The organism is Streptomyces sp. NBC_00691 (assembly GCF_036226665.1).
In the GTDB taxonomy this organism is placed as follows: Bacteria; Actinomycetota; Actinomycetes; order Streptomycetales; family Streptomycetaceae; genus Streptomyces.
In genome coordinates, this window is sequence record NZ_CP109007.1 from 5945812 (window position 1) to 5960248 (window position 14437).

14 protein-coding genes are annotated in these 14437 nt (G+C 73.2%); 13 read left to right on the forward strand and 1 reads right to left on the reverse strand.

Annotated features, from left to right (window positions below; translation table 11 throughout):
* Positions 1–57: 57 nt before the first annotated feature.
* Together OG392_RS26975 and OG392_RS26980 are read left to right on the forward strand one after the other, a co-directional pair.
* Positions 58–1014, forward strand: a complete 957-nt coding sequence (locus OG392_RS26975; protein ID WP_329283726.1) for a hypothetical protein — start codon at positions 58–60, stop codon at positions 1012–1014.
* Between the two features lie 17 nt (positions 1015–1031).
* The gene (locus OG392_RS26980; protein ID WP_329283727.1) at positions 1032–2417 is read left to right on the forward strand and encodes a hypothetical protein; all 1386 of its coding nucleotides are present in this window, start codon (positions 1032–1034) and stop codon (positions 2415–2417) included.
* 98 nt (positions 2418–2515) lie between these two features.
* Here the strand turns inward: OG392_RS26980 and OG392_RS26985 are convergent, their stop codons facing one another.
* Complete coding sequence (locus OG392_RS26985; RefSeq protein ID WP_329283728.1) at positions 2516–4165, reverse strand: glutamate--tRNA ligase; 1650 nt, start codon at positions 4163–4165, stop codon at positions 2516–2518.
* A 196-nt stretch (positions 4166–4361) separates the two neighbouring features.
* Here OG392_RS26985 and OG392_RS26990 point away from each other — a divergent pair, with 196 nt between their 5' ends.
* From OG392_RS26990 to hemB, 11 genes are all read left to right on the forward strand, one after another.
* Complete coding sequence (locus OG392_RS26990; RefSeq protein ID WP_329283729.1) at positions 4362–5678, forward strand: MFS transporter; 1317 nt, start codon at positions 4362–4364, stop codon at positions 5676–5678.
* Positions 5675–6592 carry a TIGR03619 family F420-dependent LLM class oxidoreductase gene (locus OG392_RS26995; protein ID WP_329283730.1) on the forward strand — a complete coding sequence of 306 codons (918 nt, stop codon included), beginning with the start codon at positions 5675–5677 and terminating at the stop codon, positions 6590–6592. The genes OG392_RS26990 and OG392_RS26995 overlap by 4 nt, the downstream gene beginning before the upstream one ends.
* A 32-nt stretch (positions 6593–6624) precedes the next feature.
* Complete coding sequence (locus tag OG392_RS27000) at positions 6625–7725, forward strand: LysR family transcriptional regulator (protein WP_329283731.1); 1101 nt, start codon at positions 6625–6627, stop codon at positions 7723–7725.
* A 226-nt stretch (positions 7726–7951) separates the two neighbouring features.
* Positions 7952–8881: a DMT family transporter gene (locus OG392_RS27005; protein WP_329283733.1), complete on the forward strand. Its 930-nt coding sequence runs from the start codon at positions 7952–7954 to the stop codon at positions 8879–8881.
* A 105-nt stretch (positions 8882–8986) separates the two neighbouring features.
* Positions 8987–9601, forward strand: a complete 615-nt coding sequence (locus OG392_RS27010) for a LuxR C-terminal-related transcriptional regulator (RefSeq protein WP_329283734.1) — start codon at positions 8987–8989, stop codon at positions 9599–9601.
* Between the two features lie 140 nt (positions 9602–9741).
* Positions 9742–10161, forward strand: a complete 420-nt coding sequence (locus OG392_RS27015; RefSeq protein WP_329283735.1) for a tautomerase family protein — start codon at positions 9742–9744, stop codon at positions 10159–10161.
* Between the two features lie 180 nt (positions 10162–10341).
* Entirely contained in the window at positions 10342–11169 is an 828-nt protein-coding gene (locus OG392_RS27020; protein WP_329283736.1) for a maleate cis-trans isomerase family protein, read from the forward strand.
* Positions 11166–12446, forward strand: a complete 1281-nt coding sequence (locus tag OG392_RS27025) for an FAD-dependent oxidoreductase (protein WP_329283737.1) — start codon at positions 11166–11168, stop codon at positions 12444–12446. The genes OG392_RS27020 and OG392_RS27025 overlap by 4 nt, the downstream gene beginning before the upstream one ends.
* Entirely contained in the window at positions 12415–13215 is an 801-nt protein-coding gene (locus OG392_RS27030) for an aspartate/glutamate racemase family protein (protein WP_329283738.1), read from the forward strand. The genes OG392_RS27025 and OG392_RS27030 overlap by 32 nt, the downstream gene beginning before the upstream one ends.
* Positions 13216–13223: 8 nt before the next feature.
* On the forward strand, positions 13224–13418 hold the full coding sequence (locus OG392_RS27035) for a hypothetical protein (RefSeq protein WP_329283739.1): 195 nt from the start codon (positions 13224–13226) through the stop codon (positions 13416–13418).
* The gene (gene hemB / locus OG392_RS27040) at positions 13415–14434 is read left to right on the forward strand and encodes a porphobilinogen synthase (RefSeq protein ID WP_030325713.1); all 1020 of its coding nucleotides are present in this window, start codon (positions 13415–13417) and stop codon (positions 14432–14434) included. The genes OG392_RS27035 and hemB overlap by 4 nt, the downstream gene beginning before the upstream one ends.
* Positions 14435–14437 lie beyond the last annotated feature (3 nt).

Consider the following 14437-nt stretch of genomic DNA (forward strand, 5'->3'; position numbering starts at 1 on the left):
CCGTCTCCCGCTCCTCTCCCTCCCCGTCTCCCCTCCGTCCCGAAGGGATTCCCCGTCATGCCCGCGTGCCTTCGCCGCGCCGCCCTGCTGCCCGCCCTCTCCGTCCTCCTCGGCCTCGCCGCCGTCTCCCTCGCGCCGCCCGTCGGCGCCGCCGAGGAGGGGCCGGGTGAGACCCCCGTCCCCCGCGCCCTCACCGCCGACGGACGCCCGGCCAAGGTCGCCGACGTCCTGAAGTACTGCGGTACGAAGCGCTCCGCCTGCACCTTCGCCATCGACCACAAGCTGGGCCGCGAATACGTCACCACCGTGAAGTCGCTCGTCAACGCGGTGGTCAACTGCACCCAGAGCGACATGGCCGTCGAGCGGACCGTCACCCTCAAGACCGGTACCAGTGACAACATCGGCGGCGAGATCTCCGGGCAGATCACCGCGGAGGGCACGGTCGGCGCCTCGGGCCAGGTCACCGCCAACCTCGCCAACGAGACCGCCAGCGAACACAAGACGCCCCAGCTCGACAAGGGCCCCACCTCGTCGAACGGCAACAAGACCACCGTGTCCGGAGGCGCGACGGCGACCGGCTCGCTGAGCGCGCGCCTCGCCTTCGAGGCCGCCTTCAAGGCCACGTACTCCAAGTCGTGGACCGTGGAAGCCACCGAGGAGACCGTCTACAAGACCACCGTCAAGGCACACGACATGCTCGTCTTCGGTGCGAGCGCCGCCATGCGGCGGGTGGCCGGCAGCCTCGTCGCCGACACCGGGCAGCGGATCATCGGCATCGTCGTGGACAGCCCCTCGATGGTCAACGACAGCACGTTCGTCGCCCAGACGTACGCCGCGTCCACGTGCAGCGGTACGCGGCCCTCCGGAAACACCGCCCCCGCCCCGGCTCCCGGCCCCGGACCGGCCCCGGCTCCCGGCCCCGGACCGCTCTCGGCCGCCGAGGTCCCCGCCGCGCGGGCCGTGCCCCCGGGCGCCGAGCCGAAGCACGTCGTCGTCCTGCCCGCCGCCAACTGACCGGGAGAAGCGCCATCATGAACCGCACCACCCTCCCGGTCCTCGTCGTCCTCGGGGCCGCCGGTCTGCTGCTGCCCGTCGTCCCCCTCGCCTCCCACGCCGCGGCCGCGGCGGCCGAGCAGGCCGTCCCCGTCCTCAACGGCGACTTCGCCGACCCGGTCATGAAGGGCGACGGCCCCACGACCGTCGGCCTCGACCACTGGACCGGCTCCAACCAGCGCTACTCACCCGCCGCTTCGGGCCGCGGCGACGCCTCCCACGGCGTCGCCCTCCAGAAGGACGGCAACACCCTCCAGCAGCGGCTGCGCGGAGTCCGCGCGGGCGCCAGGGTCACCGTGCGGTACGAGGACAGCCCCGCCGTCTCCAAGGAGTGCACCGGAGAACAGGTCGTCGCAGGTCAGCCCTACGCCGTCGTCGGCTCCGGAGGCCCCGTGCAGGAGGTCACCACCGCCGGCGACCCCGACCGGGCGAAGGGCACGCCGGGCAAGGGGCGTTGGACCGGACGCGCCTACGTCTTCACCGCGAGCGAGAACGAGCCGCTGCTCACCTTCACCTCCCGCGTCACCGACTCCCGCACCCATGTGACCTGTTCGCCCATGATCGCCCGCATCCGGGCGGTCGAGGTGCCGCCGGACGTCGACAGGACCGTCAGCAAGACCGCACTCGGGACCTCGGAGGCGTACAAGGGCAACGAACGCGAGAGCACCCTCCACAACGCCGCGGCCGCCTGCAACGGCGAGAACGCCTGCACCTTCCGGCCCGACACCCGCACCTCCTTCCGCTACTACGACCGGGCACGGGTCGTCGGCGAGGCCTTCGTCAACTGCACCCGCAACACGCTGGAGCACTCCCGGCTCCTCTCGTACTCCGAGCGCGCGCACGACAGCATCTCGCAGACCTACGCCGACGCGGGGCTCGCACTCAACGAGGTGGCCAGGCTGCCCACGTCGGGCGACCGCGCGGAGGACGAGAAGCGCCTCAAGGAGCGGCCCATGGCCGCCCAGTTCGCCCTCGCCTACGAGAAGGTCTGGCAGCGGCCCTGGCAGTGGTTCAGCAGCGACCAGCGCACGGTCGTGGAGAAGATCCAGCCCGGCGAGGTGAGCTGGGTCGAGATGCAGCCGAGCCGCGAGCGGGTCGAGGGGTGGTTCGTCAGCAAGAAGGACGACTACCGGCTGCACGCCGTCGTCGACGGGCCCTCACGGGCCGTGCCCGACCGGCTGCTCCAGCGCACCGGGCCCATGTCGGAGGCCGAGAAGCAGCGCTGCGTGGCCGCCCGGCCCATGACCACCACCCCGGTGGGCGCGGACGCGCCCGCGAGCTCCAGCGACAAGGGACTCCTCAAGAGCCCGGCGTCGAGGGTCGCGGGCGCCCGTGACGGGCTCCGGAGCGTGCCGCTGGACTGACCCCGGCCGGGCGCGACCGGACCGACGCGGGGTGCTGCGCCGCCGCGCCGCCACCGGGGGACCCGCCGCCCGCGCCCGCCACGGTGGGACCCGCCGCCTCACCCCGCCACGGCGGTGAGGCGGCGCAGCACCTCGGCCCGGCCCAGCGCCCGGGCGACGGCGAACAGATCGGGGCTGCGGGTGGCGCCCGTGAGAGCGACCCGCACCACGTTCGCGACCTCCCTCGGCGGGCCCGCCCAACGCCCCGGATCCCGGCGCCAGGAGGCCGTGTCCGGGGCACGGCCGTGACGGGCCGCCAGCGCGCGCAGCGCCCCGTACCACTCCTCCGAGGCGGTCGCCCCGCTCCCCTCCCGCGCGAACTCGCCCGCGATCCGGCGCACCAGGTCCGGGGCCAGGCCGCCGTAGCGGTCGTCGTCGGCGGCCGGCGGCGTGCCGAAGAGCTCCGCGAAGAAGAAGCCGTAGCGGTCGCGGAAGCAGGACCAGCGGTCCAGGTCCTTCCGGGCGGGCGCGCCCTCGGGCCGGCCCGCGGCCACCGCCGCCAGCGCGAGCCCCCGCCGCCGCGCGAGCACGGACCCGAGCTCCGGGTCGTACTCCTCCGCCCAGGCGAGAAGCTGGCCGTACAGCTCGTCGGGAGTGAGCGAGGCGATGAACTCCCGGCTCAGGGAGTGCAGTTTGGGCAGATCGAGGAGCGGCCCCGAGGGGCGCATGCCGTCGAGCCGGACAGGCGCGGCCAGCGCCTCCGCCGTCGGGACGTCCATGAGCCGGATGTTGGCGAGGCCGCGCAGATAGTGCTGGACGGCGGCCGGCGGATACCCGGCGGCCAGGTAGTAGTCCACCGACGCCTCGGGGTCCTTGCGCTTGCTCAGCTTGCGCCGCGAGGGGCCCTCGGCCTTCATCAGCGGCGCCAGATGCGCGTACGCGGGCGGGTCGAAACCGAGCGCCGCGTGGAGCTGGAGATGGACGGGCGTCGAGGACAGCCACTCCTCACCGCGCACCACCAGCGACACCCGCATCAGACGGTCGTCCACGACATGCGCGAAGTGATAAGTCGGCAGGGGGAGTTCCTCCTGCGAGGACTTGAGCAGCACGATGTCGTTGCCGTTGTCCTGCATGGTGACGACGCCACGGATCCGGTCCTTGAACCGGACGCGGCCGGGAAACTCGTACGGGCAGCGGAACCGCACCACGTACGGCTCACCGGCCGCCATCCGACGGGCGGCCTCCGCCGGCGCCAGCGTCCGGCACGGCGCCCACCGGCCGTAGTAGCCGATCGGGGAGCGGCCCGCGCGCTGCTCCTCCGCACTGCGGGCCAGCCGGTCCTTGTCGCAGAAGCAGGGATACGCACGGTCCCGCCGCAGCAGTTCGCGCACATGGCTGAGGTAGACGTCCCGGCGCTCCGACTGGAGGTAGGGGCCCCACTCCCCGGCACCGGCGACCCCGCCCTCGTCGGGCGCGAGCCCGAAGGCCGCGAGCAGCCGGGAGAACTCCTCCGCGGCACCCGCCACCTGGCGTGACCGGTCGGTGTCCTCGACGCGCAGCACGTGCACACCACCCGACTGGTGGGCCAGGGCACGCGCCACGGCCGCCGTGTAGAGGCCGCCGATGTGCAGATGCCCGGTGGGACTCGGGGCGAAGCGCGTCACCTCGGCGCCCTCCGGCAGGGCGCGCGGCCGGAACCGGCGGTCCCAGTCGGCCGGTTCCGGGAGATCGGGCGGGAACATCGCGTTGATGACGGACAGGTCGAGCACGGTGGACTCCCTCCTGGGGTTCCTCGATCGATCCACCGTAGGCAGGTGACCGGCCGATTCGAGCCGGACGGCGGCGCGAGGCTGCGGAACTCCGAACCCACTTCGGTGTGGAGGGCCCCGAGCGGCGCGCACGGTCAGTAGCGTCCTGAGGGCCGTTCCGTACGACGCGGGCGGACGCGGAACAGAAAGGGGTGTGATGGGCGGCACGCGCGCGGTGGCCCTGCTCGCGCTCGGCTCCTTCGCCATGGGGACCGACGCCTACGCGATGGCGGGACTGCTCCCCGACATCGGTGCCGACCTCCATGTCTCGGTCTCCCTCGCCGGGCAGTCCGTCACCGCCTTCACCCTCTGCTACGCCCTGGCCGCGCCGCTGTTCTCGGCCGTCCTCGCCCGCTGGGGCACCCGGACGGTCCTGGTGACCGCGCTGGTGGTCTTCGTCGTCGCCAACGCCGGTACCGCGCTGACCGGTTCGTACGCCGGGCTGCTCGGCACCCGCGCCCTGGCCGGAGCCGGGGCGGGCCTCTTCACCCCGGCGGCGGCCACCGCGGCCGTCGCGCTCGTACCGCCCGAGCGGCGCGGAAGGGCCCTCGGCCTGGTGCTCGGCGGCATGAGCGCGGGGACGGTCCTCGGTGTCCCGCTCGGGCTGCTCGTGGCGGCCGACTCCGGCTGGCGCACCGCCCTGTGGCTGATCACCGGTCTCGGCGTGGTCGCCCTGGCCGGGGTGGGCACCGGGCTTCCGCCGGTACGCGGGGCCGCGGCACCCTCGCTGCGGGCCCGGTTCGGCGCCCTGGCCCGGCCCCGGGTCGCCGTGGTCGTCGCCGTCACCTTCACCCAGACCGTCGCCAGCCTCGGGCTCTACACCTATCTGGAACCGGTCCTCCACCGCGTCGCCGACATCGGCAGCGCCGTGCCGTACCTGTGGGTCTGGGGCATCGGCGGGGTCTGCGGCAGCCTCCTCGCGGGGACCCTCGTCGACCGGAGCGGGAGGCCGGCCCTGCTCGCGGTCGCCCTGCTCGGCACCCTGGGTGCCGCCCTCACCCTGCTGCCGTGGACCGGAACCGTACCCGGCCTGGTCCTGCTGCCCCTCGTCGTGTGGGGAGCGGTCGGCTGGGCCTTCGTCGTGCCCCAGCAGCACCGGCTGCTCGCGCGGGAGGGGGAAGGGGGTGCCGCCGCCGTCGGCCTCAACAGCTCCGCCACCTACCTCGGCGGCGCCGTCGGCTCCGCGCTCGGCGGCCTCGCCCTCGCCCACGGGCTCGACGCCCGCTGGCTCCCGCTCCCCGCCGCCGGGGTCGCGCTCGCGGGAGTCCTCTTCCATCTCACCGCGGTGCGCGCGCTCGCCGGGCGCGAGGCCGGGGCCGGTGCTCTGGCCGGGGCCGGACAGGACGACACCGGGACCGACCGGCCTGACGCCGGGACCGAGCCGCGCGCCGCGGAGGCCGATCACCGTGACAAAGGCAGGGCCGGAGCCGCGGACGCGACCGCGGCCGAGGCCCTGGAAAGGAACACGCCATGAAGTTCGGCGTCAATCTGCCCAACTACGGGCCCGAGGCCACCCCCGACGCCCTCGCCGACTGGGCGCTGCGGGTCGAGTCGATGGGCTACCACTACGCGATGGTCTCCGACCACGTCGCCCTCACCCCGGACGTGCAGCACCTCTTCCCCGCCCCGTTCTACGACCCCTTCGCGACCCTCGCCTGGCTCGCGGGCGTCACCAGGACCGTGGGGCTCGGGACGACGGTGACGATCCTCCCGTACCGGCATCCCGTCCACACCGCCCGCGTCGCCGCCAACATCGACCGGTTCAGCAACGGGCGGCTCGTCTTCGGCGCCGCCGCCGGCTGGGCCGCGCGGGAGTTCGCCGTCCTGGACGTCCCGTACCGCAAGCGGGGGGCGATCAGCGACGAGTACCTCGCCGCCATCAAGGCCTGCTGGGCGACCGAGGTGGCCTCCTTCGACGGCGCCCACGTCTCCTTCCGCGAGGTGCACACCGGACCGCTGCCCGTGCAACGGCCCGGCCCGCCCGTCTGGGTCGGCGGCCACAGCTACGGCGCGCTCCGCCGGGCCGTCCGCCTCGGCGACGCCTGGCACCCCACCTCCGTCTCCGGCGACTGGCTGCTCGGCGTCGGACTGCCCGCGCTCCGCCAGGTCGCGGAGGAACACGAGCGGCCCGTCCCCGACGTCTGCCCCCGGATCAAACTCCGCGTCACCTCCCGGCCGCTCGGCCCCGGACGGCTGCTCGGCGAGGGCACCCGGGCGCAGATCGCCGACGACCTCGGACTCCTCCAGGACCTGGGCGCCCGGGCCGTCGTCCTGGACCCCACCTACCCGGGCGACCGGCGCGAGGCGGGGCGCACGGCTCGGGACCTCGACGTCCTGGAGACACTGGTCAAGGAGGTCATCGACGTGGACGCCGGCTGCGTACGATGACCGAACGGCGGCAGCGGGAGGGGGCGCGTGACGTGACCGATCCGGACCTGCGGAAACTGCGGGTGCTGAGGGAACTCAGCGAGCGCGGCACCGTCAGCGCGGCCGCCCGGGCCCTGCACCTCACCCCCCAGGCCGTCTCCCAGCAGATCAGCGCCCTGGGACGAGAGCTGGGCGTGGCGCTCACCGAGCCCTCCGGGCGCCGGCTCCGGCTCACCGGAGCGGCGCGGATCGTGCTCCGGCACGCCGACGCCGTCTTCACCCAGGTCGAGCAGATGCGCGCGGAACTCGCCGCCCACCAGAGCGGCGAGCGGGGCGAGGTGGCGGTCGCCGGTTTCTCCACCACCCTCTCGGCGCTGATCCTGCCGGCCGTGGCCCGGCTGCGGGAGACCCGTCCGCTGCTGCGGACCTCGCTGGCCGAGGTCGACCCGCCGGAGAGCTTCTCCCTGCTCCAGCGCGGGGAGACGGACGTCGTCATCTCCGCGGACACGACCCGGCCCGCGGCGGGATCGGGCGGTTCGGCGGGATCGGCCGGCGCGGCCGGATCGGAGCCGCCGGAGCGCTCCGACGGCGAGGCCGGGCGCCTCGACGGACCGCGTGACGGATCGTCCGGCGGCGGCCTTTCCGACAGCCGCTCCGACAGCCGCTCGGACAGCCGCTCGGACAGCCGCTCGGACAGCCGGTCCGAGGGGCGTTCCGACGGGCGGTTCCACCGGGTCGTGCTCTGCGACGACCCCTTCGACATCGCCCTCCCCGCCGGTCACCGGCTCCTCGACAGCGAACGGCTGCTCCTCGCCGATCTGGCCGACGAGACCTGGATCTTCGCCACCACCGGCCTCTGTCACGACATCGGCGTCGCCGCGTGTACGGCCGCCGGGTTCACCCCGCAGGCATCCCACGCCATCGGCGACTGGGACGCCACACTCGCGGCGGTGCGGCTCGGCCTCGGGGTCGCACTGGTGCCGCGCCTCGCCAAGCCGGTCCCGCGGCCCGAGGTGACGATCCGCGCGTTCAGCGAGCGGGCGCCCTCGCGCACGGTCTTCGCGGCCGTGCGGGAAGGCAGCCAGACGTCCCCGGAGATCGCCGCCGTCCTCGACGCGCTGCGGACCGCGGCCCGGGCGGCCGTCGCCGGCTGAGCGGGCACCGCCGCCGACGCGTGGCGCGGCCGCCGACCTGCGCGGACACCATTCGCCACGTCTGGTGGACGGTACCGTCCACCAGACGTTGCTGGACCCGTCCCACCGCCGGTGCGAGGCTCGACCCCGTACCGCGGAGAGCTTCGCGCGTCCCCTTCACCTCCGCACCTCTTCCTCTTCCAACTCCTTGCCGAGCCCTGTCTGCCTTCGGAGAGCGGGAACACCCATGTCCAAAGCCACCTACACGCGGCTGGCCGCGCTGAGCCTCATCTGGGGCTCCGTCTTCCTGTGGATCAAGATCGCCGGGTACGGCTTCTCACCCGTGCAGATGGTGCTGATCCGGCTCGCCCTCGGGGCCGTCGTCATCCTCGCCATCGGTTACGCCAAGGGGCTCCGGCTCCCCAAGGAGGCCGCCACCTGGGGCCATCTGACCGTCGCCGCCCTGCTCGGCAACGCCATCCCCTGGACCCTCTACGCCGAGGGGGAGATCGACGGATCGAGCAGCGTCGCCGCGGTCGTCAACGGCAGCGCCCCGATCTGGACCCTGGCCGCCGCGCTGCTGCTCGGCCAGGAGAAGCGGGTCTCCGGCTTCAAGGCCGGCGGCGTGCTGCTCGGCCTCGGCGGCACCGCGCTCATCGCCTCGCCCTGGAACTCGTCCTCGGCCGGCACCGGTTGGAGCATCCTCTGCTTCGTCCTCGGTTCCATCAGCTTCGGCGCCAGCTTCGCCTACATGGGCAAGTACCTGGTGGGCAGGGGCATTCCGCCCCTGATGCTCGCGGGCGGACAGCTCAGCGTGGCCACCGTCCTCCTGCTGGTCGCCTTCCCCTTCCTGGGGCTCCAGACCGTCACCTGGCGCACCGACTCGGTGATCTCCGTCCTCATCCTCGGCGTCGTCTGCACCGGCTTCGCCGCGCTGCTCAACTTCGAGCTGATCATCAAGGACGGTCCCACCGTGGCCTCCACGGTCACCTATCTGATGACCGCCGTGGCCGTCGTCCTGGGTGCCGTGGTGCTCGACGAGCCCCTCGGCTGGACCGTGTGGCTCGGGGCGGTCGCGGTGCTCGCGGCCACGGGACTGCTCCGGCGCAAGCCGCGCCCGGCACCCGAGCCGGCGCCCGGGACCACCCCCGTACCGACGCCAGCGGCGGCCGATTAGCCGCCCCATTCCCTCAGGAAATGCCGGGCCGCCGCCCGCAACATTGTGTTCATTCATGGGGCGGGTGATGGGTGGTAGCGTCACGAGTGGAAACACCCGGCCCTAATGGGGGAGTCGCACGTGGCTTTTGTGGTCGAACTCGTTTTCCGTGGCAATGAGACGGACCGGCTGAGTTTCGGAGAGGCGCACCGGACCTATTGGAAAAGGATGGCCGCACGCGGCATCCTGCTCGGCGGCGGACCCTGGCGGGACGGTACCGGGGAACTCCTGGTCTGTGAGGCAAGGGACCGCGGCACCCTCTTACGGGTCCTGTACGCCGATCCGTACGCCCAGGCGCAGGTCATCGGCGAGTTACGGGTCCGTGAATGGAACGCGGTCATGGGGCACGTGGTGCTCGCCGGTCTGGAGAGGTCCACCGGTGGTGCCGGGACTCACGAGCGAATACGCGGGGGCGTCGCTGCGCCCGCCCCGCAGGCCGTCCGTGAGATGGCTCCCGTACGGGAGGAGGCCGCCGTCCGTGAGGAACTGACCGCCCACGAGCGGCGCATCGCCACGATGATGCTCGACGGCCTGACCAACAAGCAGATCGCCGAGTCGTTCACGGTCTCGACCCGGGCCGTGGAACTGCACATCACGCGGATCTACCGCAAGCTCGACATCCGCCGGCGCGCCCAGCTGGCGGCCGCCATCGACCGGTTCGAGGCGGCCCTTGCCTGCTGATCCCACCGCCGCGCCCGGGGGCCCGTGACCACCCGGCGCCCGCATCGGTGCCCGGTCCCGCGCCCCGTACCGGGGACGGTTCCCTTCCGGCACCCGTTCCCGTTCCTGTTCCCGTACGTATCCATTTGGGGGAGTTCGTCATGCCGCTCGTCGAGATAACCGTTCCCGAGGGCACCCTGTCCGAGACCGCCGCGGAGGTCCTGCGGCAGCGGGTCGCCGACTCCGTGCTGACGGCCATGGAGCTGCCGCACACCGACTTCTTCGCCGCCGCCACCTGGGTCTACGTCCGTGAGGCCGCCAAGGGGTCCGCGGCCACGGGGGCCGGCACCGTCCCGGGCGTCCTCGTCGTGGTCACCCCCCTGGAGGGCTTCCTCACCCCCGAGCGCAACGAGGCGCTCTCGGTCGAGGTCACCCGGCACGTCCAGGAGGTGACCTCGCCCGACACCGTCGTCTGGCTCGTCGTGAACGAGATCCCGGAGGGGAACTGGGCCGTGAACGGCGGACTGACCCGACGGGCGAAGATCGACGAATTCGTCGCCGAGGCCGCCCGGGCCGAGTGAGTTCCGCTTTCCGTTTCCGTATTCCGGACGCCGTGGCGCCGCACCGTATTGACGGTGCGGCGCCGTCCTTTTTTGCCGGGTGATGAATCCGGCCACGGGTGCGGAATCCCGTATCGATGTGCGGTGCGTTCCGCTCGTACGGTGATGTCAATGGCACCGACGGATGGGAGTGACTCGTTCATGGCTCTGCATTCGGCGCCGCGACTCGGTGTGGTGGTTCCTTCGGGAAACGCCGCGGCCGAACCCGAGATCGGCGGCCTCGTCAGCCCCGCATTCAATGTCCACACCGCACGCTTCCCGGTCCTTCCCGGAAAAGACCTCCGCGGCCGGCTTGAGAAGTACAACGACGTACTCCCCGATGTGCTGGGGAATTTCGGTGGTCTGCGTCTCGACGCGGCCGTCGTCTCCTGCACCGGCTCGCACTACCTGCTCACGCCGGACGGCGACCGGGCCCTCTGCGCGGAGCTCTCCGAGCGCGTGGGAGCCCCCGTACGGTCGGCGGCGCTCGCCATCCTCGACACGGCGCGGGCCGTCGGCGCCGAACGGCTGGTCCTCATCTCGCCGTACGAGCCCTGGCTCACCGAACTGTCGCACGCCTACTGGGAGTCGGCCGGCCTCGCCGTCGACCGGGTGGTCAAGATCCGGGCCGGTGCCCGCTTCTCCCCGTACGACGTGACCACCGACGAGCTCGTCGCGCAGGTCCGTGAGGCCGAACTGCCGGAGGACGCGACGCTGTTGTTCACCGGCACCGGCATGTTCACCTTCGACGCCCTCGCCGAGCTCGGCAAGGACAGCGGGCGCATCCTGCTCACCTCCAACCTGGCGAGCGCCTGGTGGGCCCGGGACGCTCTCGGCCTGCCCGCCCACGGCCCGGACGCGCACCCGCTGCTGCGCCGGCTCGCCGAGCGGACCGGCACGAGGACGGGCACTCCCCGCGCCGACAGCGCCGCCGGCGCCGGACCCGAGGCTGCCGCGGCCGGTCGCGACGCCGCCGTGGCCGTGTCGTGAGCGGCGACACCGCCTCCCACGAGCCGGTCGCCGTCGTCGGCGCGGGGCCCGTGGGGCTGACCGCCGCGCTCGTCCTCGCCCGGACCGGGGTCCGCGTGACCCTCCTGGAGTCCCGGGAGACGCTGGCCACCGAGTCCCGCGCGTCCACCTTCCACCCCTCCACCCTCGACCTCCTCGACGAGCTCGGCGTCGCCGCCGCGCTGAGCCGCCAGGGCCGGACGGTCGACCGTGTCCAGTGGCGCGACCTGGACGGCGTCGTCCACGCCGAGCTGGACTACTCCGTGCTCGCCGGGCACACCGGGCACCCGTACCGGCTCCATGTCGAACAGGCCCGGCTCACCCCGCTGCTGCTCGCCGAGCTGACGGCCACCGGTCTCGCCGACGTACGGTTCGGGACCACCGTCACCGGGGCCGAACAGACCGGCGACGGAGGCACCGGCGGCGGGAACGGCGGCGGCGGAGTGCTGCTGCGCACCGAGGACGCGGCGGGGCGGGTCACCGTCACCCGTCACCCGTACGTCCTGGCGGCCGACGGCAGCCGCAGCCGGCTCCGCGAGCTCGCCGGGCTGCCCGGAACGGCCGAGGAGTACCCGGACTACGCGCTCCGCGTGGTCACCGGGACGCCGCTCGACGAGCTGGTCCCCGGGCTCGCCCCGCTGTCCTACATCCGTGACGCCCGGGCCTCGTTCAGCGCCCTGGGGATGCCCGACCACTGGCGGCTGATCTTCCGGATCCCGCGCGGCACGGACCGCGAGGCCGTCCTCGCGCCCGGCGCCGTACGGGCCAGGGTCGAACAGGCCCTGCCCGGAGCCGCCGGGAAGGCGGTCCGGATCGCCGACGCCCACACCTACCGGCTGGCGCGGTTCCTGCTGCCCCGCTACCGGGCCGGCCGGGTGCTGTTCGCCGGGGACGCGGCCCATCTGACGTCCACCGCCGGCGGACTGAACATGAACTGCGGGATCCACGACGCCGTGGAGACGGGCCGGGCCCTCGCCGCCGTCCTGCGGGGCGACGCCCCGGGCGGGGCGTCGCTCGACGCGGCCCTCGACCGGCGCCGTTCCGTCGTCGAGACGGCCGTCATCCCGCGCAGCGAGGCCCGTACGGCCGGACTGGACAGCGCGGCCGAACTCCCGGCCCGGCTCGCCTCCTTGAGGCGTACCGCGGCCGACCCCCGCTCGGCCGTCGACTACCTGCTCAAGGCATCACTTCTCGACGTCGCACCACGACCACTGAAAGGTGACGCACATGCGGATCTGGTTTCACAAGCACACCGTTGAGGGACGCCTGCCGCTGCTCGACGAGTGGTATCGCACGCACCTGGACGCGATCGCCGCGCCCGGCACCACCATCGACATCAAGACCCTCCCCGCGGACACCTACCCCGACGCCACTCCGTTCGGACTCGTCGGCCACCACTCCGCCCAGGTGCTCTTCAGCCGGCACTTCTCCGAGTCCGCGCTCGTCGCGGAGCGGGAGGGCTACGACGCCTGGGTGATCGCCGCCGGCCAGGACCCCGGCCTGCGCGACGCCCGCCACCTCGCCTCCATACCGACCCTCGGCTACGGAGAGACGGCCTTCTTCCTCTCGGCGCTCACCGGGCAGCGCTTCGGCGTCCTCGGCTTCATGCCGCCCCTGGAGGAGCCCATCCGGGCCAACATCCGGCAGTACCGCCTGGAGTCCTCGCTCAGCTCGTACGAGGTCGTCCCCGGCGGCTGGGACTCCGTACACCGTTCCCTGGAAGGGGACTTCGACCAGTTCGTCGAGGTGTACTCGGCGGCCGCCGAGCGGGCCGCGCGGGCCGGCGCCGAGGTCATCATCCCCGCCGAGGGCATCCCCAACGAGATCCTCTGGCACCTCGGCATCCACGAGCTGCACGGCCTGCCCGTCGTCGACCCGGCCGGGCTCGCGGTCAAGCTCGCCGAAACCCTCGTCCAGCTCGGTGAGTTGAAGCTCTTCCAGCGCAGTGGGCACGGCTACTGGTTCAGCCGCCCGGACGAGCCCGTCGCCAAGCACCTGGAGCAGGTGTTCCTCGGCGAGGCGCTCTAGGAGATGCCGTGTACGCCGCCTCGCGCGCCCTCCTCACCCCGCACGTCCGCCCGTCCGTCCGCATCGGCCCGCCCTACCACCTCGCGCCGTCCGCGTACGTCGCCCGGTCTCCGCACCGGGCCCGGTCCGCGCACCGCTCCCCGTCTCCGTACAGCGCCGCCTCTCCGCACGCCGCCACGCCCTCGAAGGAGTCACGCTCATGACGTACGACGCCTACGGCCGCAACACCGCGGCCACCGACCCCGCCGCCCCTTACTACCGCCCCCGCCGACTGCGCCGCACACCCGCGCTGCGCCGGTTCGCCGCCGAGACCCGCGTCGGCCCCGCCAATCTCGTCCAGCCCCTCTTCCTCCGCGAGGGCCTCACCGAGGCGCGGGAGATCCCCTCCATGCCCGGTGTCTTCCAGCACACCCGTGACACCCTCCGCAAGGCCGCCGCCGAGGCGGTCGCCAACGGGGTCGGCGGACTCATCCTCTTCGGCATCCCCGAGCACAAGGACCCCACCGGCACCGGCGCCGTCGACCCGGACGGCATCCTGCAGGTCGCCCTCCGCGACGTCGTCGCCGAGGTCGGCGACTCCTCCGTGATCATCGGCGACATCAACCTCGACGAGTACACCGACCACGGTCACACCGGGGTCCTGGACGCGAACGGCGACGTCGACAACGACGCCAGCATCGAGCTGTACGCCCAGGCCGCCGTCGTCCAGGCCGACGCGGGCGCCCAGATCGTCGCCCCCAGCGGCATGATGGACGGCCAGGTCCGCCGCATCCGCGAGGCACTCGACCGGGCGGGCCACCAGTCCGTGGCCATCCTCGGCTACTCCGCCAAGTACGCCTCCCACTTCTACGGCCCCTTCCGCGACGCCGTCGAGTCCACCCTGCGCGGCGACCGCAAGGGCTACCAGCAGTTCCCCGGCAACATCCGCGAGTCGCTCCTGGAGGTCTCGCTGGACGTCGCCGAGGGCGCCGACCTGGTGATGGTGAAGCCCGCGCTCGCCTACCTCGACATCGTCCGGCTCATCGCCGACCACGTGCAGGTGCCCGTCGCCGCGTACCAGGTCTCCGGCGAGTACTCCATGGTCGAGGCGGCCGCCGCCAAGGGCTGGATCGACCGCGACCAGGTCGTCCGAGAGAGCCTCGCCTCCATCCACCGCGCGGGCGCCACTCAGATCATCACCTACTGGGCCTCCGAGTTCGCCCAGACGCTGGACCGGTGACCC

Coding starts and splice junctions, on each gene's coding strand:
- OG392_RS26975 (WP_329283726.1), top strand. CDS start 58: ATGCCCGCGTGCCTTCGCCGCGCCGCCCTGCTGCCCGCCCTCTCCGTC.
- OG392_RS26980 (WP_329283727.1), top strand. CDS start 1,032: ATGAACCGCACCACCCTCCCGGTCCTCGTCGTCCTCGGGGCCGCCGGT.
- OG392_RS27030 (WP_329283738.1), top strand. CDS start 12,415: ATGCGGATCTGGTTTCACAAGCACACCGTTGAGGGACGCCTGCCGCTG.
- OG392_RS27005 (WP_329283733.1), top strand. CDS start 7,952: ATGTCCAAAGCCACCTACACGCGGCTGGCCGCGCTGAGCCTCATCTGG.
- OG392_RS26990 (WP_329283729.1), top strand. CDS start 4,362: ATGGGCGGCACGCGCGCGGTGGCCCTGCTCGCGCTCGGCTCCTTCGCC.
- OG392_RS26995 (WP_329283730.1), top strand. CDS start 5,675: ATGAAGTTCGGCGTCAATCTGCCCAACTACGGGCCCGAGGCCACCCCC.
- OG392_RS27010 (WP_329283734.1), top strand. CDS start 8,987: ATGGGGGAGTCGCACGTGGCTTTTGTGGTCGAACTCGTTTTCCGTGGC.
- OG392_RS27020 (WP_329283736.1), top strand. CDS start 10,342: ATGGCTCTGCATTCGGCGCCGCGACTCGGTGTGGTGGTTCCTTCGGGA.
- OG392_RS27015 (WP_329283735.1), top strand. CDS start 9,742: ATGCCGCTCGTCGAGATAACCGTTCCCGAGGGCACCCTGTCCGAGACC.
- hemB (WP_030325713.1), top strand. CDS start 13,415: ATGACGTACGACGCCTACGGCCGCAACACCGCGGCCACCGACCCCGCC.